19 protein-coding genes are annotated in these 23,498 nt (G+C 49.2%); 1 reads left to right on the forward strand and 18 read right to left on the reverse strand.

Features of this window, described 5'->3' with window-relative positions:
- Position 1 precedes the first annotated feature (1 nt).
- The 16 genes from nadC to pth all read right to left on the reverse strand — a co-directional run bounded on the left by nadC (position 2) and on the right by pth (position 20,414).
- The gene (nadC, locus tag IEX62_RS21425) at positions 2-868 is read right to left on the reverse strand and encodes a carboxylating nicotinate-nucleotide diphosphorylase (RefSeq protein ID WP_188778172.1); all 867 of its coding nucleotides are present in this window, start codon (positions 866-868) and stop codon (positions 2-4) included.
- On the reverse strand, positions 858-2,735 hold the full coding sequence (gene nadB / locus IEX62_RS21430) for an L-aspartate oxidase (protein ID WP_188778103.1): 1,878 nt from the start codon (positions 2,733-2,735) through the stop codon (positions 858-860). The genes nadC and nadB overlap by 11 nt, the downstream gene beginning before the upstream one ends.
- Before the next feature lie 52 nt (positions 2,736-2,787).
- On the reverse strand, positions 2,788-3,732 hold the full coding sequence (gene nadA, locus IEX62_RS21435) for a quinolinate synthase NadA (RefSeq protein ID WP_188778174.1): 945 nt from the start codon (positions 3,730-3,732) through the stop codon (positions 2,788-2,790).
- Positions 3,733-4,239: 507 nt separating this feature from the next.
- A complete protein-coding gene (ftsH, locus tag IEX62_RS21440) occupies positions 4,240-6,285 on the reverse strand; it encodes an ATP-dependent zinc metalloprotease FtsH (protein ID WP_188778105.1) in 2,046 nt (681 codons plus the stop codon).
- A 170-nt stretch (positions 6,286-6,455) separates the two neighbouring features.
- Complete coding sequence (gene hpt / locus IEX62_RS21445; protein WP_188778107.1) at positions 6,456-6,995, reverse strand: hypoxanthine phosphoribosyltransferase; 540 nt, start codon at positions 6,993-6,995, stop codon at positions 6,456-6,458.
- A gap of 55 nt (positions 6,996-7,050) precedes the next feature.
- Positions 7,051-8,484, reverse strand: coding sequence for a tRNA lysidine(34) synthetase TilS (gene tilS / locus IEX62_RS21450; RefSeq protein WP_188778109.1), 1,434 nt, complete (start codon positions 8,482-8,484; stop codon positions 7,051-7,053).
- 104 nt (positions 8,485-8,588) lie between these two features.
- Positions 8,589-9,521 (reverse strand): protein kinase domain-containing protein, encoded by a 933-nt coding sequence (locus IEX62_RS21455; protein ID WP_229686008.1) that lies wholly within the window; start codon positions 9,519-9,521, stop codon positions 8,589-8,591.
- A 162-nt stretch (positions 9,522-9,683) separates the two neighbouring features.
- Positions 9,684-10,193 carry a S1 domain-containing RNA-binding protein gene (locus IEX62_RS21460; RefSeq protein WP_188778113.1) on the reverse strand — a complete coding sequence of 170 codons (510 nt, stop codon included), beginning with the start codon at positions 10,191-10,193 and terminating at the stop codon, positions 9,684-9,686.
- Between the two features lie 137 nt (positions 10,194-10,330).
- Positions 10,331-10,702, reverse strand: coding sequence for an FtsB family cell division protein (locus tag IEX62_RS21465; RefSeq protein WP_188778115.1), 372 nt, complete (start codon positions 10,700-10,702; stop codon positions 10,331-10,333).
- Between the two features lie 314 nt (positions 10,703-11,016).
- Positions 11,017-11,292, reverse strand: coding sequence for an RNA-binding S4 domain-containing protein (locus IEX62_RS21470; RefSeq protein ID WP_188778117.1), 276 nt, complete (start codon positions 11,290-11,292; stop codon positions 11,017-11,019).
- Entirely contained in the window at positions 11,292-11,564 is a 273-nt protein-coding gene (locus tag IEX62_RS21475; RefSeq protein WP_188778119.1) for an HU family DNA-binding protein, read from the reverse strand. The genes IEX62_RS21470 and IEX62_RS21475 overlap by 1 nt, the downstream gene beginning before the upstream one ends.
- Positions 11,565-11,697: 133 nt before the next feature.
- Positions 11,698-13,182, reverse strand: coding sequence for a bifunctional methyltransferase/pyrophosphohydrolase YabN (gene yabN / locus IEX62_RS21480; protein WP_188778122.1), 1,485 nt, complete (start codon positions 13,180-13,182; stop codon positions 11,698-11,700).
- A gap of 18 nt (positions 13,183-13,200) precedes the next feature.
- Positions 13,201-14,835 carry a putative polysaccharide biosynthesis protein gene (locus tag IEX62_RS21485; protein ID WP_188778124.1) on the reverse strand — a complete coding sequence of 545 codons (1,635 nt, stop codon included), beginning with the start codon at positions 14,833-14,835 and terminating at the stop codon, positions 13,201-13,203.
- Positions 14,836-14,980: 145 nt separating this feature from the next.
- Positions 14,981-16,096 (reverse strand): peptidylprolyl isomerase, encoded by a 1,116-nt coding sequence (locus IEX62_RS21490; RefSeq protein WP_188778126.1) that lies wholly within the window; start codon positions 16,094-16,096, stop codon positions 14,981-14,983.
- The gene (gene mfd, locus IEX62_RS21495; RefSeq protein ID WP_188778128.1) at positions 16,083-19,607 is read right to left on the reverse strand and encodes a transcription-repair coupling factor; all 3,525 of its coding nucleotides are present in this window, start codon (positions 19,605-19,607) and stop codon (positions 16,083-16,085) included. The genes IEX62_RS21490 and mfd overlap by 14 nt, the downstream gene beginning before the upstream one ends.
- 246 nt (positions 19,608-19,853) lie before the next feature.
- Complete coding sequence (pth, locus tag IEX62_RS21500) at positions 19,854-20,414, reverse strand: aminoacyl-tRNA hydrolase (protein ID WP_188778130.1); 561 nt, start codon at positions 20,412-20,414, stop codon at positions 19,854-19,856.
- A 240-nt stretch (positions 20,415-20,654) separates the two neighbouring features.
- Here pth and IEX62_RS21505 point away from each other — a divergent pair, with 240 nt between their 5' ends.
- Positions 20,655-20,855: a hypothetical protein gene (locus tag IEX62_RS21505; RefSeq protein WP_188778132.1), complete on the forward strand. Its 201-nt coding sequence runs from the start codon at positions 20,655-20,657 to the stop codon at positions 20,853-20,855.
- Between the two features lie 86 nt (positions 20,856-20,941).
- Here IEX62_RS21505 and IEX62_RS21510 read toward each other — a convergent pair whose 3' ends face one another.
- Together IEX62_RS21510 and glmU are read right to left on the reverse strand one after the other, a co-directional pair.
- Positions 20,942-21,895, reverse strand: a complete 954-nt coding sequence (locus IEX62_RS21510; protein WP_188778134.1) for a ribose-phosphate diphosphokinase — start codon at positions 21,893-21,895, stop codon at positions 20,942-20,944.
- A 180-nt stretch (positions 21,896-22,075) separates the two neighbouring features.
- The gene (gene glmU / locus IEX62_RS21515; protein WP_284446446.1) at positions 22,076-23,470 is read right to left on the reverse strand and encodes a bifunctional UDP-N-acetylglucosamine diphosphorylase/glucosamine-1-phosphate N-acetyltransferase GlmU; all 1,395 of its coding nucleotides are present in this window, start codon (positions 23,468-23,470) and stop codon (positions 22,076-22,078) included.
- Between the last annotated feature and the right edge of the window lie 28 nt (positions 23,471-23,498).

Here is a 23,498-nt window from a genome sequence, read left to right on the forward strand (position 1 = left end):
GTCACTCCTTCTTTTTGGCTCCCAGGTCAAGGCTAATATCCAGATTCTCAAATGAATACGTTAGCCTGCCGACCGATATGATATCTATACCCGTTTCGGCAAGCTCACGAATAGTATCCAGCGAGACATTACCAGAGGCTTCAATTCGAACATGGGGACGTGCCTGACGAATACGGGTTACTGCCTCTCGCATCATCGATGGCTCCATATTATCCAGCATAATAATATCGGCGCCACTATCCAGCGCTACATCCACCTGCTGTAGCGATTCCGTCTCCACTTCAATGGTCATCGTATGCGGAATCACAGCACGGGCTGCTTGTACCGCTTCGGCAATCCCACCCGCAGCCTTGATATGATTATCCTTGATCATAACAGCATCATATAATCCAAAGCGGTGATTAGCCCCACCGCCTACACGTACAGCATACTTTTCTAGCATCCGGTGACCTGGTGTCGTCTTGCGTGTATCGACCAGACGAACGGGCAGGTCTTCAATCCGACTAACATATTCAGCGGTACGGGTCGCAATGCCAGACATACGCTGTAGTAAATTAAGAGCCAGTCGCTCTCCAGTTAATAGAGAATGCGTACTGCCCTCTACTTCTGCTATAATATCACCTTTTTGCACCGTTTGTCCCTCTGTTGCGATCGCTTGAAAATGAAGCTCTGGATCAACGGTGCGAAATACATGCTCGGCTACAGGCAGTCCAGCAAGCACACCTGCCTGCTTGGCATGAATGACCGCGCGACTCTGATGCCCCTGTGGAACGGTCACTGCGGTCGTCACATCACCTGATCCTACATCCTCCTGTAGCCATAGCTTGATCCATGAAGTCAGTCCTTCCTGATATCCATTAAACATGATCCATTGTCTCCTCCATTAGCCCATTATGAATGTGCTGAATCGAATGCTGGTGCCAGCTTGCATCATCGCGCTGCGGGAAATCCTCCCGGTAATGTCCGCCGCGACTTTCCTCGCGATGCAGCGCTGCCTGCATGATCAATAAACCGCTAATCACCATGTTATTAAGCTCCAAATATTCGCGTTTACGAGCAAGCTCTTGTTTTGAAGCATTCTCCGTTATCTGGTAGTCATACAGATGCTCATATAGCTGCTGTAAATACTGAATTCCTTGCTGTAAGGTATGAGCATGACGACGAATACCTGCATATGAAGTCATCCAGCGTTGCAGCTGTGATCGTAGCGCTGGAAGTGTAGCTTCATCTGTTAGCGATAGACAATCGCTTAGCACCTTCTGTGTTGTGGTTGTCTCCACTAGACTTACTTCTGATCGTGCCGCCAAATCTACTACTCTATTCGACCATTCGGAAGCTTCAGACGATGTATGAAGCTGTAGCTGTAGTTGTACAGGCATAGCAGCCCATGCAGCTTCGCCAACGACGATAGGCTGATCGGCGGTTGTGAATTTATTTACATTTATAGGGTCGGCAAAATGAATGCAGTCGCTGATCTGATGGAGGGGTGTATGATGTAACGCTCCAGCACTCGGTTGCAGCTCTATAATTCGCTGTGCGATTCGACTACCATATACAATCGCTTCGGATAAGGAGTTGCTCGCCAATCGATTCGCTCCGTGAATGCCAGTCGAGGACACCTCACCACAGGCAAAAAGACGAGGCAGTGTACTCTCACCATGATGATCTGTACGGATACCGCCCATCATATAGTGTGCTGCTGGTGCAACCGGAATCCAGTCCTGTGCTAGATTGATCCCGTATTGCAGACAGGTTCGGTAAATGGTCGGAAAACGCTCGGCTAGCTGCTCTTCTGGCTCATGGGTAATATCCAGATAGACAAAATCGCTATGCTCACGTTCCAGTTCACTCACAATCGCACGAGCGACAATATCACGCGGCGCCAGATCGCGTAGCGGATGATAACGTTCCATAAATGCCTCACCCAGTCGATTACGCAAAATCGCTCCTTCCCCACGCACAGCCTCCGAGATCAGAAAGCATGGCGCACCCGGCTGACAGAGCGCTGTCGGATGAAATTGAATAAATTCCATATCACGCAGCACCGCTCCTGCACGGTAAGCGAGTGCAATACCGTCTGCTGTGGCTACCGCAGGATTGGTCGTATGCTCATACAGCTGTCCGCTTCCACCTGTACATAATACCGTCGCATCCGCGTATACAGTGACCACTTCTCCATCCGGTCGCTGGACAATCGCACCGATACATTCGCCAGCATCATTTTTAATCAGCTCGATTGTAAAATGGTACTCCCACACGTCAATACGAGGCTGCTGACGTACCCGGTCAGATAATGCACGTACGATCTCATACCCGGTCGAATCTCCATTCGCATGTAAAATGCGGCGGTGACTGTGCGCTCCTTCTCGGGTTAGCTCCAGCTGTCCATCACGGGCATCAAATGCAGTACCAAGTCGAATCAGATCCTGCACACGCTTCGGCCCCTCCTGCACAAGTAGCTCTACAGCTTGACGATCACATAGTCCTGCCCCAGCAAGTAGCGTATCCTCAAGGTGGAAGGATGGCGCATCGTCCTCTGCCATAACTGCGGCGATACCGCCCTGTGCATAGCGTGTATTGCTCTCCATCAGCTTATCCTTTGTGATTAAGAGCACGTTCTTAGATTCACTTACTTCAATAGCGGTAAATAATCCGGCAATTCCTGTCCCGATGATCAATACATCCGTATGAACAATCGAATCACTATTCGTAACGGTTCGTTGTCGCTCTGGCATGTTCACGCCTGCCTTTCTCTGGTCAACATAACGATGATCGTAGCTTATGCGATTAAGACGAGGAAACTTCCAGCATGCGCTCCAGCGAGACACGCGCACGATCCGCTACAGCTGGCGGTACATAGATTTGTGGCTTCATCGTTTCGAGACAGTTCACCAGCTTTTTAAGATTGTTCACCTTCATATTCGGGCAAACGAGATATTTACTGGCAAAATGGAAGCTTTTATCCGGGCTGTCCTTGCGAAGCTGATAGCCTGTACCATCTTCCGTACCTACGATAAATTCCTGACAATCGGATTCCTTACAATATTTAATAATCGCCGTTGTACTACCAACAAAGTCACCAAGCGCTACAACCTCAGGACGACATTCTGGATGAACGACAAACTGCGCATTAGGATATTTCGCTTTCATTTCGAACACATCTTTCACCGTCAGCATATCGTGGGTATTGCAATAGCCTTCCCAGATGATCATCTTCTTATCGGTATGCTGCTGCACATAGTGACCAAGATTTTTATCTGGCACCCAGATGATCTCATCAGAATCAACAGATTGAATGACTTTGACCGCGTTAGCCGAGGTACAGCAAATGTCTGTTTCCGCCTTCACGTCCGCAGAGGAATTGATGTACGTGACTACTTTGGCATTAGGATGCTTTTCCTTCAAACGGCGTAGCCCATCCACATTCACCATATCTGCCATCGGGCAACCAGCGCGCTCGTCAGGAATGATGACCGTTTTGTTCGGTGCGAGAATTTTGGCGCTTTCGCCCATAAAATGAACACCGCAAAATACAATCGTATCCGCATCCGTCTGCGCTGCTTTTTGTGCCAGCAAAAACGAATCACCACGGAAATCGGCAACCTCTTGAATCTCATCACGCTGATAATAATGCGCCAGAATAATAGCATTACGCTCTTTCTTCAGCTGTAGCAGACGTTCACGAAGCTCTGCATCACGCTCTGCTTTCTTTTCAAGTGCTAACGCTTCCATCATTTCATCTCCCTGTTGTTTGAGACACTTTTCACAATGTTGCTTACCCACGTTCCTTGTCTGCTGTCAAAATAAAGTGATCGCTATGCTAACTTCTGTGATCTTCACTTTGCATTAGCAGAACAAAGATTGTGAAAAAAATTGCGTACTCCTGTGTAAAATGTGTCCAATTTGTGATAAACTTCCCCAATAATGTACACAATGTAGCGGTCGCTTGTCAATCTTCAAATTGTGGAAGATGATTAAAATTTTAGACGATCAGGTGGCAGACTGACTTCTCGCTTACACAATACGGATGCGTCTTCAAGTAAAGGACAGTAATCTACTGACCTCCCCTCCATATGCCTCTAGTTAAACCATCGATATTAACCTAGCTGTAACAAAACAGATATAACAAAAAAACCTCCGAAGAAATACATCCTTCGGAGGTTTATCATGTACATCCATATGGGATACTGCAATTACCTGCATCACAGGCTGTTCAAAAATAACGATGGAAATGCTGGATCAGATCGTCGGGGTTCCGCCGCCTGGTCCACGGTTATCGCCGGAATCGTCATTTGGATTGTTCGGAATGTTACCGCCTGCTTCCGGAGAAGTCGAAGGAGTATCATCTTTATCCAGACGAACCTGAGAGTCACCGATGCTATCGAAGGTTGGTTCACCAGCTTCATTAGGCGTGCCGTCGTTGCCGCCGTCTGTGCCTTCGCCAGTACCATCCAGAGAACCTGTTTCGATCAGTTGCTTGATCTGTTCGAAGTCCAGTGTCTCCACTTCAAGCAGCGTTTGAGCAATCAGGTGCATTTCGCGAGAATGCTTTTGCAGCAATTCACGGCAACGCTCATACGAATCCGTAATGAAACGGTGCATTTCCTGATCGATCTCGTGTGCAATCGCATCACTATAGTTTTGCTCATGACCGAAGTCACGACCAAGGAATACTTGACCTTGAGAATTACCAAACTGCATCGGTCCAAGCTTCTCACTCATACCGTATTCAACGATCATGCTACGTACGATGCTAGTCGCTTGCTGGAAGTCACTGTATGCACCGGTACCAATTTCCCCGATGTACAATTCTTCCGCTACACGTCCGCCGAGCAGACCGGTTACTTTATCCAGCAGCTCTTGCTTCGTTACGAGTGTACGATCTTCCTTCGGCATCATGATCACGTATCCGCCTGCACGGCCACGCGGTACGATCGTTACTTTGTGTACCATATCCGCATGCTCCAGGAAGTAACCGACAACGGTATGACCTGCTTCGTGGTAAGCCACGATGCGTTTCTCGCGGTCGCTGATCACGCGGCTGCGTTTCTCTGTACCTACGATAACGCGGTCAATCGCTTCGTCTACCTCAGTCATGGAAATGTCACGACGGTTACGACGTGCTGCCAGAAGTGCAGCCTCGTTCAGCAGGTTCTCCAGATCCGCTCCGGTGAAGCCTGTTGTACGTTTTGCGATAATATCGAGTTTGACGTCCTTCGTCAGTGGCTTGTTGCGAGCGTGTACTTTGAGTACCGCTTCACGGCCTTTAACGTCTGGACGATCAACAGTAATTTGACGGTCAAAACGGCCTGGACGCAGAAGCGCCGGGTCGAGAATGTCAGGACGGTTCGTTGCTGCGACGATAATAATACCTTCGTTCGCGCCAAAGCCATCCATTTCAACGAGCAATTGGTTGAGCGTTTGCTCACGTTCGTCATGTCCGCCACCCAAACCGGCGCCACGTTGACGACCTACCGCATCAATCTCGTCAATAAAGATAATACAAGGTGCATTTTTCTTCGCATTTTCAAACAGGTCACGCACACGAGATGCACCGACACCGACGAACATTTCGACGAAGTCCGAACCGGAAATGCTGAAGAATGGTACGCCAGCTTCCCCTGCTACTGCACGGGCAAGGAGCGTTTTACCAGTACCTGGAGGACCTACGAGCAGAACGCCCTTAGGAATACGTGCGCCAACGGTATTGAATTTGCGTGGATCCTTGAGGAAATCAACGACCTCCACAAGCTCCTGCTTCTCTTCATCCGCACCAGCTACGTCCTCAAATGTAATTTTTTTCTTCTCTTCGTTATACAGACGGGCACGGCTTTTACCAAAGTTCATCACTTTGCCGCCGCCACCTTGTGCCTGATTAAATAGGAAGAAGAAGAGGATAAACATAATAACGAGCGGGATCATTGAAGTGATAAAGGACAGCCAGATACTGTCGCCCTCCATCGGCTTCACAGTCACCTGCGTTCCTGAATTCGCCATCGCAGCATCTACTTCATCCAACGCTGCATCAGTGGCAGGGATGTACGAAGTGAATTGCTTGGATTTGGCATCAGCAGGCTGAGTTTTGTACTCACCGGTCACCAGGTAAGCATAGTTGTCGAATTGAAGCGTAACCGACGACACATTACCGGCAGCCAGCGCTGCTTTGAGCTGGTCATATCTTGGATTATCGGTAGTTTCGCTTCCGTCACTGACGTAACGGACGATGCCCACCACGACTAAGAAAAGTATTAAATAGAAACCAGAATTCCGGATGAACCGATTCATCCCCTACCTCCTCTCAAGACACTTAAATTATTTTACCATAGCCCGTCTGGCGTTCTCAATAGATGCCAGAGCACAATAACAGATATTGTCAGCTAAGACAGCCAAATCGCTACCCAAGCTAGCTTTCTGTCTATGAGGTTCAGAATACCAGGTATTCTCAGGCAAGGTAATTAGCTCGAATAAATTTCCGGTTTTAAAATCCCGATGTAGGGGAGATTCCGGTAATGCTCAGCATAATCCAGACCATAGCCCACGATGAAAGCATCTGGAATGTTGAATCCAGTATAGTCTGCTTCAAGGTTCACGGTACGACCGGATGGCTTATCAAACAGTGTCACGACACGCACACTTTTCGCGTTACGGCCGTGCAAAATTTCGATAAGGTAGCTAAGCGTAAGACCACTATCAATAATATCCTCAACGATCAGAACATCCCGATCTTCAACGGAAACATCCAGATCCTTGACGATTTTGACCACACCGGATGATTTGGTGGAAGCACCATAGCTGGATACTGCCATAAAATCGATCTCAAGTGGTACCTCGATCCGTTTTACCAGATCAGCCATAAATACGAATGCGCCTTTCAAAACGCAGATAACGAGCGGGTTGCGGCCTTTGTAGTCTTCACTGAGCGTAGCCCCCAGCTCCAAAATCTTCTGTTGAATCTCTTCTTCGCTGATGAGCACTTCTTTAATATCGTTGTGCAACTTGGATGAACCTCCTACATTATACTTATCAAGCTAAATCGATGGAAATCAAACATTAATCTTCAGACTTTACAATTTTCATATAAAGACAGCGATCACTCTCAGAACGAACCAGCGCCTCTCGTGCACGCCGTAGCCCCGGAATCCATAATATGCGTCCGCTGGCATCGACCAGTAACGGCATACGATCGCGCTGAGATAATGGAATCTTGGCATCGATAAAAAGATTTTTTACTTTTTTCGTTCCGCCTCCGATCAGGGTGATGATATCGCCCGGACGGCGGGAACGCAAATAAAGCGGAAAATCCAATTCATCCGCATCGAAAAACGCTTCGTCTGAAGAAAGCCTTAGCGCATCGGGAGAACGATCCTTTCCAGCCTGCATACTCACTTCCACTTGCATGGAAGCATCAGGTATGGATATGACAGCATTGGCATGCTGTACAGGAATGCAGAAGGGCTCTGCCTTCTGCTCGGAAGCACGTATCAAACGAATCTCATCATACTCTTTGAAGCAGATGACCCGACTTCCAACGTCCAGACTCCAGCTTGCGAGATCGCTTCGTTCAATCTGACAACGAATGATTTCAATTTTGTTGAAATCAAAGGTCTCGTTCGCCGATGACAGATAATTTAATATTAGTTTAATCAACCTCCGTTGTAAAGCGACAGGCACTGTACAAAAGGAAGCTGCGGAAAATGAAAATGATCCTGCTTTCTCTTTAACCAGTTTGGCATAGAGCGCCTCGGTCTGTTGCTGGATATAATCATTTTCTGTTCCGGCAATTTCAGCCAGCCTTGCAAGTGTAGGAACCAGCTGCCCGTTGAACTGCTCCAGAAAAGGAAGAGCGTCCAGTCGAATGCGGTTGCGTGTGTACTTACGCTGCCTATTACTGCTGTCCAGCCGATACGCCAAACCGCCTTGCTGACACACATGTACAAGGTCTGCCTTGTATATACGTAAAAATGGGCGAATAAGTTCCAGATTTTTTTCGACGCGATATATTTTCATTCCGCCGAGTCCTTCGGTCCCGGTTCCGCGCAAAATACGCATGAGTACTGTCTCGGCCTGATCGTCCATATGATGAGCAAGTGCAAGCGTAGTTGCTCCGTAGCGCTGCGCAGTTCGCTGCAAAAAATCATAACGCAGCTCACGCGCAGCCTCCTGTGCTCCCTGTCCGGTACGCTCCATATGAGCAGGCGTATCGACGCTTGCCAGCTCAAAGCGAATATCTAGCTCAGCAGCAATCCCTCGTACAAACTCCGCTTCCTCAGCTGACTCCTCCGGGCGAAAGCCGTGGTTCATATGCGCACAGATGAGCGTCCAGTTATATTCGCCAGATAGCGCATGCAGCACATGCAGCAGCGCGATGGAATCGGGTCCACCGGATACTGCGACAACGATCGTGCATCCCTCAGCCGCAAAGCCCCATTCACGACGCAGCTCCCGCACATGCTCCAGCATATCGTGCCATGTCTGTGATCTCATCCCCTGCTCTCTCCTATCCTCTCGTGTTGCCTGTGCGATTGCTCAAGGCGAGGCACGTCTATTACAATGTCACATTATTAAATCCCCTATTCGCTGCCCCTATATTAACCGCGAAAATAAATAGCCAGCAGTACAATCCCTAACCCGAATAAAGACCACAAAAACGCGCGGCGCAGTTGCACGGTCATCATATCATTCATATTGCGGCTTGCTGGCAAGCCAGAGCGACTGATCGCTCTCCAGCTATGGTAGGCTTCCCGGCTACTGCGGAACTCACCACGGACTGCCTTTTTGAGCCAATCGCTATATAGTCGCAGTCCGGGCGTCTGATCGATGAGCTGCACCAGATCGGATTCACCGCGTACCTGTGGTAGCTGCGTAGCAATAATCCGCTGAAGCCCCGGCTCATTGAACAGCTTGAGACAGATCACCGCAAAGGCAAACAGATCATAGGCATAATCGCCAACCCGATCGCCAGCATTCCAGTATTTACGATCATACCATTCGGTAAACTGGTGAATGCTCTGCCCTTGAGGACGAGCGCCTCCATAGTCGATCAGATCGACCCCACCCTCGTCACTCACAATAACATGCTCTGCCTTCAGGTCACCGAATACCCAGCCTGATTCGTGTAGCTCGGACAATAGCTCTAGCACGCCTGTGCCTGCCATTCCGATGCGGTCTGCTCCGCGTGCGCGTAGGAAGGCGCTAAGCGGCTGACCTTTTACATACTTCATCACATAAAAGGGAATGACGCTGTCATCCTGCTCATAATCATCCACATCGTATAAATAACGGTTGGAGTCGTTGCGCCCGGTTATTTTCCAATGCTTATGTAAAGAAAAAAGGAGCTTGATCTCCGGCTGCAGATTATGGTTCACGGTTGCCATCTTGAGTGCATAGAGTTGTCCCTGCATCGTGCTCACGAGATATACAATCCCGTTGGTGCCTTTGCCGAGTGTACGCTGAATCACGTACTGCTGCCCTCTTGATCTTCCCGTTACCGTTGTGCCTGCCGGCAGTTCGGAATGTTCCATTGTCGACAACCGAGTCTCTCCTTCCTTCCAGATGTGCTTTTCCCAGTGTACCATATCCAGTTGCATTATTTACGATTCGTAGTTATTTTGATGAGAATGCAAAAAACCGCAGACGCTGCTGCGTCCGCGGTCGTTATTTATATACTGTATGCCAGGTGAGGATTAGCTTCGCTTGGCACCACGGCCTCCACGCTTGGATTCCGTATTTTTTTTCAATGATGAAATACGTTCTTCGCTATCCTTGAGGAAACGAGTCAATTTATCATCGAATGAAGCTTTAGGAGAAGAAGGCTTGTTAAAAGAACGACCTCCACGATCGCGGTTGAAACCACCGCCACCACCAGGACGATCTCCTCCATCTCTGCCACCGCCACGTGATTCCGGACGAGGTGGTCTGGATGATGGTGGTCTTGAAGATGGTGCTGCTTCTGCTGGCTTGTCTACTGCTTGTTTAATCGAAAGTCCAATCTTTCCATCCTTGTCGACATTGATTACTTTGACTGTAACGACATCGCCCAGCTTGAGGTGGTCGTTAACATCCTTGACGTAATTGTCGGCAATTTCCGAGATGTGAACAAGACCAGTGACACCTCCAGACAGATCTACAAATGCTCCAAAGTGTGTAATGCCTGTCACTTTGCCTTCTAACTTGGTGCCCACTTCAATTGCCATAGAGTAAAATGATCCTCCCTTAAAATGTACAGTAAAATCCTACTTGGATTGCTACCTGCGGTGATTAAATTATACCGGAAGCCCCTAACAAGGTCAACCGATAAACCCCCGTCTTACGGCTTATTTCGCGTCAATATTTACTTATTTGCTGGTGGTTCGGTCGCCCAGATCGGTTTCTCACCCGGTAAATACATGCCATACTGCTTACGTGCAATCTGACCGATGTACTCTGGATCTTCCAAACGCTTCACCTCAAGTTGTGATTGATTCAGCGCGGCTTGTGTCTCGGCCTGCTTTTGCTGCTGCTCGGCAAGCTGCTCATGCTTGGCAGATAATTGCAGGGATTGGTTGATAAATGAATACACCGCCCATGCCAGGAATAACGCCATGAACACCATCCAGAGCCGAAGACGCTTGCGCGCGCCAGGATTCGGTGACGGGGACGGTGATGACTGCCTTCTCTGCGGCTGCGGGCGACTGTTATGTACGGGTACTGGTTTTGGTATCATCGGGGTTCCTCCTTGAACAATACTTCATATCGAGTCATCTGTCCGTTCCTTCGGACAAATGGATAACATCGTAGTACGCTATATCATCATAACGAATTGATTCTGATTAACATAACTACCGAATATACCTTTACATTACCACAATTCAAGAAAAAGTAACACTTTGTAACTAAAAGAAAATGACAAAAAGCTACTTTGTCTGTCGAAAACGACGTCAAAGTAGCTTTTTGATATGTGATGGAGCAAATTCGTCGCCGCATCTGTATACCCGAGAACAAGCTTGTCCGCGAATGATCATCAGATTACCAGAGCAATCAGAATAGATCGTTGCTTCGCGGAACCGCCTCTTCCTTGATCAGCGTATACATCGTTGCTGCTTCGTCTTTGCGTGTGGTCTCTGCCAGACGTTCTACCCGAACGGTAACCAGCTTTTGACCGAACTGGACGGTGATCTCGTCGCCGACCTTAACCGTGGCGCTCGGTTTGGCCTCACGCCCGTTTAACAGGACTCTTCCCTGTTCAGACACATCTTTGGCCACGGTGCGGCGCTTGATCAGTCTGGACACTTTCAGGAATTTGTCCAGACGCATTAGTTAACCGCTTCTTTAAGCTTGTTACCAGCTTTGAAAGCAGGTACGTTGGATTCAGGGATGTTGATTTCTGCACCAGTTTGTGGGTTGCGACCAGTACGTGCAGCGCGTTTACGAGTTTCGAAAGTTCCGAAGCCGATCAGTTGAACTTTGTCACCTTTGGACAGTGCGCCGGAGATTTCATCCAGAAAACCGTTCAGTACAACTTCTACGTCTCTTTTAGTCAAACCGCTATTGTTCGAAATGTTGTTAATCAGATCTGTTTTGTTCATTATTAAAAGCCTCCCAAATTTTCAGAAAAATTCAACTGGGTCACATGTGCTGTCCCATGAACAGCATGTTAACACACAGCCGCTCTCTAAGTATAGTACATTCTTGGCTCAAGCCCAAATTCCTGCAAAATATTCACTTGTTTTGCGCCTTAGCCTCGTCCCACAGCCGATCCATTTCCTTTAAGTCCGCATCCTTCAGCGTGAGTCCGCGACTACGGAGCGACTGCTCGATATAGCCGAAGCGACGCTTGAACTTGAGGTTTACGAGCGCCAGCGCTTGCTCAGGATCAGCGCCCATGAAGCGTGCCACATTCACAGTACAAAATAGCAGATCGCCTAGCTCCAGCAGCTGCTCCTCAGCAGTTTGCCCGTCACGAATCGCTTCCTTCAGTTCTCCCAGCTCTTCATCAAGCTTGCCCAGTGCACCCTCTACATCGTTCCAGTCAAAGCCAACCTTGGCCGCTTTCTTTTGCAGCTTGTATGCGGTTAGTAATGCTGGCAGATCGCGTGGAATGCCGTCCAGTACCGATGCCTCGTCTGGATTCTGACCTTTCAGACGCTTTTCTTCTGCCTTCATCGCATCCCAATTTTGCAGGGCTGCCTGTGCATCGCCAGCCTCACGATCACCGAACACATGCGGATGACGGAAAATGAGCTTGCGGTTCAATCCTTCGATCACATCATACACATTGAATGTACCCGTCTCCTCTTCGATCTGAGCATGCAGCATAATTTGCAGCAGCACATCGCCCAGCTCTTCCTGCATATGATCCGGATCATCCTCATCAATCGTCTCCAGCACTTCATACGTTTCTTCAATAAAGTTCTGTCGTAGCGATTGATGCGTCTGCTCGCGATCCCATGGACAGCCACCTGGACTGCGCAAAATCTCCACAATCTCATGTAACCGCTCAAAGGTGCGATAACGCACAGCCTCATCGTCTGTACGTGGTACATAGATCAGCGATAGATTACCATAATCCTGCACATGATCCAGCTCATGTAGCGGCACCTGACGAATCTGCTCCTGTCCCTGTACGCCAAGCGCATGAGCGACAGTCACCTCATAATCATCCGGATATAGCTCCATCAAGCTAAGCTTCACATCCGAAGCAGTAAACGTATCATAAACCTGTCCAATCACCGTATGCAAACGGGGCTGGAGCAGATGTGCGTTCAGTCCAGAAGCATCCAATAGCTGGAAGCCTTCGATCGGGTCAAACCCAAGACGCGTAAACGCCGCATCCAAAAAGCTCTCGCCGCCCAGTACCTGCACATCGACTCCCAGTGCTTTGCCCTTTTCCCGCAAAATCTGCACCGTACGCTCCGCTACCATCGGGTGACCCGGAACTGCATAAACAATCTCCTCGCTGACTCCAGCATCGCTGGCTGCCTGTAACAGACGCTCTGCGATCTCCGCATACACCTCTGGAAAGGAATCTCGTGATTCATACACATCATCAAAGGTCACAAATTCGGCCGTGACCGCTGACAATGCCGGATGATCCTTTGTGCGCACATAGAGCCGCTTGGCTGCCTGTAGCTTATTGTAAATGCCTACAGTGAGCTGGTCTGTATCGCCAGAGCCAAGCCCGACAATCGTAATTACAGCACTCATCGCTTCTCCTCCGATCAGTTATCTATTTATAATTTTCATTCGCTTCAATAAGGGTACCAGACGGCTGCCGATTTTGGGAAGGGCAGCTGCCTGCTGCTCGGTCATCAGTCTGGTACGGAACAAGCCGATCAGGAATAACGCTCCCCCGATAACCACACCGCCGCCAGCAATGATCAGCGACTCTAATCGTTCATGCATGCCGAGCCCGGTCAGCACAAGCTGCATCGACAGGAGCCAGACAAGCACGCCTGCACACATCACGACAGTTACGAGCACCGGCTTGCCGATCATCTCACGCCATGATACCGGGAAGCGTGTTATTCGAATGAGCAGCAGTACATTGAGCACCGCAGCCAGGCTATACGCTACAATACCGGCAATAGCTGCACCATTAATACCGTAATGTGGCACCAGTATAATATTGAGCACTGCCTTGACCACAGTGGATAATAGCAGATGCACCGCCGGAGCACGCACAGAACCAAGCCCTTGCAGTAGCGCTGCCGTCACAATCGATAAGGTAGCTCCGACACCGGTAAATGCCAGCCAGCGGATTGTATCGCTGCCTACAGCATCCTCATACAACATCACATCGATCGGCACGGCAAGCACAGCAATACCCGCAGAGGAAGCCAGACCAAGCAGCCAGAACCAGTTTACCGTCTGCTTCGTCTGACTGCGAATCAAATCGTGCTGTTCTCTGACACGCGCATCCGTCAATGCTGGGATAAACAATACTGACATCGAGGTTGCCAGCATCGCCATCAGCTGCACCAGCGGAATGCCTCGATTATATATACCGAAGCGCACCATCGCCTCTGCTTCAGTCCAGCCATTCGCCTTGAGCAGACGCGGTACAGTGAATGTATCCACCAGACTGATCAGCGGCGCTGACAGCGAGCCGAGGCAAATAGGCAGCGCATAGAGCAATAATGCCTTGAGCAGCGGCCAGACGGGCTGTTGCTCCTCCTGTAGCGTGATCGCTACATTATCGCGCGTGCGTCGCCGATGAAGCCACCAGTAGATCAGCATGACGAGTAAGCCTGCTGCACCACCTGCTGCCGAGCCAAATGTCGCCCCTGCTGCAATCCAGTCATCCGATGCGCTCAGACTATGCAGCCACAGCAGTAAAATAACCATGGCGGCAACACGTATGGTCTGCTCTGCCACCTGCGACACCGCGGTTGGCATCATATCATGCATTCCCTGAAAATAACCGCGTAAGCCTGCCATAATGGGTACGAGCGGCAAGGCTAGCGCTGCACTGCGGATCGCTGGCTCGGTATGCATATTATCGATCCATGCTGCCAGGAGCGGCGCAGCCGCGTACATGATCGCTCCGCATACCAGTCCAAGGACGATGAGCATCCAGGATGATACACGCAGCACACGTCGTGCACCGCCTGTTCTACCTGCCGCCATCTCTTCCGCTACAAAGCGCGATACCGCAGCCGGAAAGCCTGCTGTCGCAATCAGTAGCACCAGTGTATAAAACGGGTACACCGCATTATAAATGCCGAATACACCGTCACCGCCAATATTTTGCAGCGGAATTTTCTGAACCGTTCCAATTAGCTTGGATAATACTGCGGCCAGTACGAGGATAAAGGCGCCGCGTAACAGTCGCGATGACGGTGATGCTGTGTCTTTCATTCATTCGGCCCTCCTTATGGCGGCATATACGTGTCGCCATGTTGCTTGTCTAATCCTATTAATAAATCACACAAAAATAGCGCGGATATCCGCGCTATTTTCGGTCGTTCGATTGCATCCAGTTTCCATGCAGAATAGGATCTGCTTATTTGCTGCTGGAGCTGCCTTCTGTTGCTGTACCTTCGGTTGCATTGCTGCCACCCGTTGCGTCAGTGCCTGTACCTGTGGAAGCGCCAGCGCCTGCACCGGCTCCATCAGTAGCACCTTCTGCGGCACCTTCAACCTTAGGCAGGTTTTTGCTCTTAATCATTTTTGGAATTTCAGTCGCCATGTAGTTGCTGAAGTTTTGCGAAGCGAGCTGGGACTTGATGGTATCCTTCTCTTCGGTTGTCAGATCAGCAAATGACTTTTCTGTACGGGACTCTACTTTGATAATGTGGTAACCATAGTCTGTTTTGACTGGATTACCGATCACACCGATTTTTTGTTTCAGTGTTGCTTCTTTAAATTGCTCTACCCAGTTGCTGACAGGCTGGTTCTCATACAGACCGCCTTTGTCCTTGGAGCCTGGATCGTCCGAGTACTTTTTCGCGATTTCAGCAAAATCAGCGCCGCCATCCAGCTTCGCTTTGATTTCTTTTGCCAGTTTCAGCGCTTCTGCATCGGTACGTTTTGTTTTGCCATCTGCGCTTTGCAGACCGATCAGCACGTGACGTACGTTAGCTGTAGTGTACTCATCTTTATGAGAGTCAAAATATTTTTGCACATCGGCATCGGTAACCTTTTCCTTCATTACTTCGGAAGCGGTCAATGCGCGTGTCATATAATCCTTTACATCCTGCTCAGTCAGGTTCGATGTTTTCAGCATCTCTTGCAGCTGCTCAGGGTCAACGCTGGAGGTGAGCTGCTTGATCTGCTCATCTGCTTGCTTCGCGCCTGCTTCCTTAGCAGCCTGGCTCGCCTGATCTGCCAGTGATTTATAAGCGACTTCCTGCTGAAGCAGCAGGTCTCTATATTGATCCTGATCAAATGCTTGTGCATATTGTGGGGTCAAAAATTTCATCATGCTGACTTCTTTGTTGAACTCATTTTCAGTGATGGTGCCACCATCGTATTGAGCAACAACCGGGCTGTTGTCCTTTTGCTGTTGTGTGGTGTCTGTTGCCTTCCCGTTGGTGCAAGCTGCTAACAGACTGATGCTAAGTACAGCTCCTGCTGTCAAAACCGCTGTTTTGCGAGCAGCTTTTTTAATTGGCCACATTCTGTAGTTCCCCCTTTAATTTGTATGATTCCATCACGCCTTCAAGGAAACTGCACAGCAGCTCAAGAAGCTCGCGGTCGGTCAGGCCTTTACCTTTGACCTGAATGACCATGGTGGAACCCTGATTAAATTGTACACGCCTTTCGAAGCGATTGCCAACATCGGATAATATCGGCATATCGAACGCCTTCTCCTGTCCCTCGTGGAACTTCAATTTCACATCGTCCCCCTGACGTGAAATCTGCTCGATACCATACCGTTTACCATACAGCTTCAGACGTGCTACCTGCATCAGCTGGATCACTGCCTCAGGCAGCTCACCAAAGCGATCCAGCAGCTCGTCTTCCAGCTCGGCAATATCGTCGAAGGAAGAGACAGCAGCAACCTTTTTGTAAATTTCTATTTTTTGGATACTATCATAAATGTAATCCGATGGCAAATAGGCATCGATTGACAGATCAATCGTCGTATTCCAGTCATTCGCCTTCAGATCCTGCTCGCCCAGCATCGTCACCTTACGCTTCTGAATCTCCTCAGCCAGCATCTGCGAATACAGATCAAAACCGACCGATGCGATAAAGCCAGATTGCTCCGCACCAAGCAGGTTACCTGCGCCACGAATCGACAGATCTCGCATGGCGATTTTGAAGCCAGAGCCAAGCTCCGTAAACTCCTTAATCGATTGCAGCCGCTTCTCTGCTACCTCGGTTAGCACCTTATCGCGCTGATACGTAAAGTAAGCATAAGCGATTCGATTAGAACGCCCGACTCGGCCTCTAAGCTGATACAGCTGTGATAGACCCATCTTGTCAGCATCATGCACGATGAGCGTATTCACGTTTGGAATATCGACGCCTGTCTCGATAATACTTGTGCTGACGAGTACATCGAACTCCCCATCCAGGAAGTCGAGAATAGCCTTCTCCAGCTCCTGCTCGGACATCTGTCCGTGACCAACAGCGACACGCGCCTCTGGCACCAGCTCGGAAATGTGAGCTGCCATTTCATGAATGCCCTGTACCTTATTATACAAATAGTACACCTGTCCGCCGCGATTCAGCTCGCGCTCTACCGCTTCACGTACAAGGGTCGGGCTATGCTCTACCACATACGTTTGTACCGGGAAACGATTTTCCGGTGGTGTCTCGATAACGGATAGATCACGCACGCCGAGCATCGACATATGCAGCGTACGCGGAATCGGCGTCGCTGTTAGTGTGAGCACGTCTACGTTCGTTTTCAGACGCTTCAGCTTCTCCTTATGCGATACGCCAAAGCGCTGCTCCTCATCAACGATCAGCAAGCCCAGATCCTTGAAAATCAGATCCTGTGATAGCAGGCGGTGTGTGCCGATAACGACATCGATCGTACCCTGCTTCAAGCCCTTGATCGTATCATTTTGCTCCTTACGCGTACGGAAGCGGCTCAGTACGCCGATGTTAAATGGATACTCCGCAAAGCGCTCGCGGAACGTCTCATAATGTTGCTGTGCCAGAATTGTCGTTGGCACGAGCACGGCTACCTGCTTACCCTCAATCGCTGCCTTGAACGCCGCACGAATCGCCACCTCGGTTTTACCGTAGCCCACATCACCGCATAGCAGACGATCCATCGGACGATTTTTCTCCATATCGCCCTTGATCTCGTCGATCGCACGCAACTGGTCACGCGTCTCATCGTACGGGAATGTATTTTCAAACTCATGCTGCTCATTCGTATCCTTCTCAAATGCATAGCCTGGCGCCGCCTGACGCTCGGCATACAGCTTGATCAGGTCATCCGCAATATCCTGTACAGATGAACGAACTTTATTTTTCACCCGTGTCCATTCATTACCGCCCAGCTTGTATACCTTCGGCTCCTTTTCCTCCGAACCGACATACTTCTGGATCAGATCAATCTGCTCAATCGGTACGGACAGCTTATCGCCACCTGCATACATAATATGCATGTAATCCTTATGGATACCGCCGACCTCAAGCGTACCGATTCCCATATATTTACCGATACCATGATTCTGGTGTACGACATAATCGCCAACCTTGAGCTCAGTATAGCTACGAATACGTTCAGCATTATCGACATTTTTGCCGACCTTGCGCACTTTACGCTGTTTTTTTGAGAACATTTCGCCCTCGGTAATGACAGCGAGGTGAATCGATGGCAGCTCAAAGCCGGATTGCAGATTACCATCCATCATAATCGGCGTTTCGATATCATAGTCATCCAGTACACGGCGCACGCGCTCCATGCGTTCCTCACCGCTTGCCACCATGATGACCTTGGTGCCGGACTTTTTCCAGCGTTCCATTTCCGATTTGAGTACATTCATCTGTCCGTGGAAATCCTGCATCGTGCGGCTAACCACGTTCACGATATTGCCTGGCTGTACATGTGGCACCTGACGCAGGAAGACCGACATCCAGAGCGTCTGACGACCACTGCGGTACATCACATCATCCGTGTGTCCTGCTAGCTCCAGATTCGGTAAGCTTTTGCCATTTTGCAGCAAATGCATATCCCATTCGCTCTCATCGCGTTCCAGTTGCTTCGCCGTCTCTAATAGACGCGCAGGCTCCTCCATCACAATGACCGTATCCTCTGGCAAATAATCATACAGTGTCGCCTTTTCGGGATAGAGCAGAGAAATATACTTGTACATCTCCGGGAAATACACATGCTGACGCAGCAGCTCCATCTCGCGACCAATCTCTTCACGCAGTCTTGCCTTCGCCTGACGATCGCTCATCTTCTCGATCTGCATTTCCAGACGCGCAGCGATCTGATCGGCTGCCTGACGCATACGATCCTGATCCGCAATAATCTCACGGCATGGCAAAATCGTTACCGATTTCACTTTATCAATCGAACGCTGATCATCTGGATCAAAGGTACGGATCGAATCAATCTCATCATCGAACAGCTCAATCCGATAAGCCAGATTCGTCGTCACCGGATAAAAGTCGATAATCCCACCGCGCACGCTCATCTCACCACGCGACTCTACACGCTCTACGCGCTCATAGCCCAGCTCGATCATACGCTTGAGGAAGGCTTCCAGCTCCAGCGTGCCGCCATCCTCCAGCACAATCTTCGCCCCTGCAATCGTCTCGCGCGCAGGCAAATAACGCCGTACCCCCGAAAATGGCACGACAATCACACCACGGAAGCCAGCTGCACACTGGGTTAGCACATCCAGACGCTGAGCCAGCGTCTCCGGGCTGGAAATCGCACTTTCCGCTGCGACCAGCTCATTAGCAGGATAGAGCAGCACCTGCTCTGGCGTAAGCGCTTCCTGCAAATCTTCCGCAATCTTATGTGCATGGAACATATTATGTGTAACGACCAGAATCGGTCGCTGTGTCTCATGGTACAGACTCGCAATCAGCAAATGCCGGGCAGAGCCAGACAAGCCGGATACGAGCTGCTCCTTCATCCCGGACAAAATTCCATCTTTTACAGAGCCAAAGTCCTGATCCTTGGCTAACGTCTCAATCAAAGTGTGTAACAAAGCGGCACCTCACTTATCCTCAGGTCAAAATCAAATCTATGCTGTACTTCCGCCTATCAGCGAAAATGTGAATATATAGACATTACGATGCACAAACGACACAACGGTAAAACGACAAACCGGTTTGAACTTCGGTTTGCCTACAAACAACCGCCTTCTTCACCCGCAAAAACAGGATGTGGAAGGCGGTACTTATGGAGTTATCGTGTAAAATTTACAATTCTTATAGCAATTCTTATTATATCATTACCCATTAAACTTAGCCATTGTCTGCTCAAACGTATGTTTTAAACTAAATTCGATCGCATCGCAGGTAGCTTCGATCATATCGTCGAGTAATTCCTTTTCTTTTTTCGGAAAAGGGGACAGTACATAATCGACGATCGCATGCCCTGGCTCCGGTCTGGAGATACCCATCCGAATGCGGTCAAACTCCTGTGTACCGGTATGCTGAATGATCGATTTGATTCCGTTATGACCACCGGCACTGCCTTTGTAGCGCAGACGAATCTTGCCGGTTTCTGTATCCATATCATCATACACGACGATCAGATCCTCCAGCGCTACCTTGTAATAGTCCATATATGAACGTACCGCTTCACCGGACAGATTCATATACGTCATCGGCTTAATCAGTACAACCTTCACTCCACCGATATGGCCTTCGCCAATCAGCGACTTGCTTTTGCTTTGACTAATGGAAATGCCGTGGCGATCCGCCAGCCGATCCAGCGCCATAAAACCCACATTGTGGCGTGTCTTGGCATATTCGGAGCCCGGATTTCCCAGCCCAACAATCCATTTCATCGTCGTATGTTCCTCTTTTCAGTAAAATATCGGTTTGCTTTATTTATATACTACTAGCCTGCGTACTCGCCACTTTACCTCCTTGTTGCACTGTAAAAGGGAGTAGCAGAACGCTCAAATAGAATGTCCTGTGCAGGAACGTTTATTTTTTGTTAAAATTGGTTTACATTGTTCAACAGGTACACCCGCGCGATGGATGCCTCATCCCGGTCTGCATTCCAGCACAAGGAGGACATCAGCATGTATACCTTCGGGCAGCAATTGCTGAAAAATCGCCATTTCTATGATCATTTCCGGCAAGAAATGCCTGTCCAGGTTTACCGTCATGGCATTCCTGTCGATATTGGACTGATTACCGCCTATGATCACCAGTTTATTGAGATGAACCGTGTGCTATATCATCGTCAGCGTCATACCTTCATCTCAAGACCCGGCTATTGACGATGCCGGATGATTCCAAGCAGATACGCCGATAAGGGTTACTTGCCTCTCACAGAGGAAGTAACCCTTCTTGCATAACTGGATTATTATTCGATTTCGAACAGTTTACTGATGGACAGCTCTTCGTGAACACGAATGATCGCTTCGCCCATAAGCGGCGCTACCGACAGCACTTTAAGCTTGCTGGTCGGATTCGGATGTGTGATCGGAATGGTATCCGTCACGATCACTTCCTTGAGCGGTGAATTTTCCAGACGATCCATCGCTGGGCCAGACAATACAGGGTGTGTACAGCAAGCGTACACTTCCTTCACGCCACCCTCGATCAGTGCGTTCGCACCGAGTACGATCGTACCGGCAGTATCGATAATATCGTCTACCAGAATGGCAGTCTTGCCTTCGATGTTACCGATGATGTTCATAACTTCACTCACGTTCGGCTCTGGACGACGTTTGTCGATAATCGCCAGTGGAGCGCTGAGCAGATCAGCCAGCTTACGCGCACGAACCACACCACCGTGGTCAGGCGATACGACAACTGGATTCTCGATTTGCTTGGAGCGGAAGTATTGTGCCAGAATTGGCACGCCGAGCAGATGATCCACCGGAATATCGAAGAATCCCTGGATCTGCATTGCGTGCAGGTCCATAGCAATTACACGATGGGCGCCTGCTTTTTCAATCAGATTAGCAACCAGCTTCGCCGTGATTGGATCACGGGAACGGGCTTTACGGTCTTGACGTGCATAACCGTAGTACGGAATAACAACGTTGATGCTTTTCGCAGAAGCACGCTTCAGTGCATCTACCATAACGAGCAGCTCCATCAGGTTATCATTGACCGGAGCACAGGTGGACTGAATCACATACACATGACAACCGCGCACGCTCTCGGACAGCTTCACCTGAATCTCGCCATCACTAAAACTGGTCGTGTGCGACTCGCCCATCGGAATACCGATATAATCGGCAATTTGTCCCGCCAGCTTGGGGTTGGAATTACAAGTGAAAATCTTTAATTTGGAATCACAATAAGTCATAATGGTTAAAACCCTCCGTGGTGGTTCATTGGAATGCTCATCAGCTCGGCTTATGTCTCTATATTCGCTCTTGATTTGCGTTTGGCCATTAGTTCGATACGATTATTCAACAAGCATTGTGCACTACATATTATATAATAATTTGTCAGCGAATAGGGCATTTTGTTCGCGATTCAGTAATTATTTGTTTTGTTCCTTCATTGCTTTCGCTTTTGCACGGATTTTATCCGCATAACCGGCTTTGTTTTCCTGACGCGCACGTGCAATAGCCAGATCATTTTCCTTCACATCGCCTGTAATTGTCGAGCCTGCAACGACATAAGCTCCCTTACCGATGCGTACCGGTGCAATCAGGTTGGAGTTGCTGCCAATAAACACATCATCCTCGATGATCGTTTTGAATTTGTTATAGCCATCGTAGTTCGCTGTGATCGCACCACAACCGATATTTACGCCTGCGCCTACCTCAGCATCTCCTACATAGCTCAGATGCGGAACCTTGGAGCCATGACCAATTTTCGCATTTTTCAGCTCGACAAAGTCGCCTACCTTCACTTCATCTGCCAGCTCTGTGCCTGGACGCAGATAAGCAAACGGCCCCACATTCACAGCGTTGCCCACTTTCGCTTCCGCTGCAATCGATTGACGAATCGTTGTGCCATTTCCTACGACAGAATTATCGATCTCTGTGTTCGGGCCGATGATGCAATCTTCACCGATTACGGTATTGCCTTTCAACATCGTACCGGGATACAGAATCGTATCCGAACCGATCTCTACATCTGCACCAATATACGTAGATGCCTTGTCGATGATCGTTACACCGTTCAGCATATGCTTTTTCGCCAGACGCTCACGCATAAATCCTTCTGCCTCAGACAATGCGACACGATCATTCACACCGATCGATTCTGCCAGATCCAGTGTCTCATACGCAGCAACACGCTTACCGTCAGCATGTAGAATGCGGATGCAGTCAGTCAAATAGTATTCGCCCTGTGCATTGTTGTTATCGATTTTGGATAATGCATCAAACAGCAGCTTGTTATCAAAGCAGTACGTACCTGTGTTGATTTCTTTTGTCAACAGCTCTTCCGGTGTACCGTCCTTTTGCTCGACGATCTTCGTTACGCCGCCGTCCTCGCCGCGGATAATACGACCATAGCCAGTCGGATCGTCCATCGAAGCTGTCAAAATGCTCACTGCTGCACTCTCACTCTGATGATGTGCAATCAATTGCTCCAGCGTCTCAGGTGTAACGAGCGGTGTATCACCACAGATGACGATTGTAATTCCTTCTTCATTACCGATCATCGGCTCTGCCTGACGTACCGCATGACCTGTTCCAAGCTGCTCACTTTGCAGTGCATATTCCGCACGATCGCCCAGATAGCCTTTAACAGCCTCAGCACCGTGACCTACAATAACTACACTACGCTCACAACCGATACGCTGAATCGAATCCAGCACATGACCGACCATAGGCTTTCCGCATACAGGATGCAGCACCTTATACAGCTTGGACTTCATGCGTTTTCCTTTGCCTGCTGCCAGTACAATCGCTAATCTTTTCAAAATAGTTGTCCCTCCATCGATGGAATGT

Origin of the sequence: Paenibacillus hunanensis, from assembly GCF_014645615.1 — a bacterium.
Lineage (GTDB): Bacteria > Bacillota > Bacilli > Paenibacillales > Paenibacillaceae > Saccharibacillus > Saccharibacillus hunanensis.

What these genes read in the sequence shown, in the direction of transcription:
- nadA (WP_188778174.1), bottom strand. Translation starts at nt 3,732, where the DNA reads ATGGAAGCGTTAGCACTTGAAAAGAAAGCAGAGCGTGATGCAGAGCTT.
- pth (WP_188778130.1), bottom strand. Translation starts at nt 20,414, where the DNA reads ATGAAATGGATTGTTGGGCTGGGAAATCCGGGCTCCGAATATGCCAAG.
- IEX62_RS21470 (WP_188778117.1), bottom strand. Translation starts at nt 11,292, where the DNA reads ATGCGTCTGGACAAATTCCTGAAAGTGTCCAGACTGATCAAGCGCCGC.
- IEX62_RS21455 (WP_229686008.1), bottom strand. Translation starts at nt 9,521, where the DNA reads ATGGAACATTCCGAACTGCCGGCAGGCACAACGGTAACGGGAAGATCA.
- IEX62_RS21490 (WP_188778126.1), bottom strand. Translation starts at nt 16,096, where the DNA reads ATGTGGCCAATTAAAAAAGCTGCTCGCAAAACAGCGGTTTTGACAGCA.
- IEX62_RS21510 (WP_188778134.1), bottom strand. Translation starts at nt 21,895, where the DNA reads ATGACTTATTGTGATTCCAAATTAAAGATTTTCACTTGTAATTCCAAC.
- nadB (WP_188778103.1), bottom strand. Translation starts at nt 2,735, where the DNA reads ATGCCAGAGCGACAACGAACCGTTACGAATAGTGATTCGATTGTTCAT.
- IEX62_RS21485 (WP_188778124.1), bottom strand. Translation starts at nt 14,835, where the DNA reads ATGAAAGACACAGCATCACCGTCATCGCGACTGTTACGCGGCGCCTTT.
- yabN (WP_188778122.1), bottom strand. Translation starts at nt 13,182, where the DNA reads ATGAGTGCTGTAATTACGATTGTCGGGCTTGGCTCTGGCGATACAGAC.
- ftsH (WP_188778105.1), bottom strand. Translation starts at nt 6,285, where the DNA reads ATGAATCGGTTCATCCGGAATTCTGGTTTCTATTTAATACTTTTCTTA.
- IEX62_RS21465 (WP_188778115.1), bottom strand. Translation starts at nt 10,702, where the DNA reads ATGATACCAAAACCAGTACCCGTACATAACAGTCGCCCGCAGCCGCAG.
- IEX62_RS21460 (WP_188778113.1), bottom strand. Translation starts at nt 10,193, where the DNA reads ATGGCAATTGAAGTGGGCACCAAGTTAGAAGGCAAAGTGACAGGCATT.
- tilS (WP_188778109.1), bottom strand. Translation starts at nt 8,484, where the DNA reads ATGAGATCACAGACATGGCACGATATGCTGGAGCATGTGCGGGAGCTG.
- IEX62_RS21475 (WP_188778119.1), bottom strand. Translation starts at nt 11,564, where the DNA reads ATGAACAAAACAGATCTGATTAACAACATTTCGAACAATAGCGGTTTG.
- IEX62_RS21505 (WP_188778132.1), top strand. Translation starts at nt 20,655, where the DNA reads ATGTATACCTTCGGGCAGCAATTGCTGAAAAATCGCCATTTCTATGAT.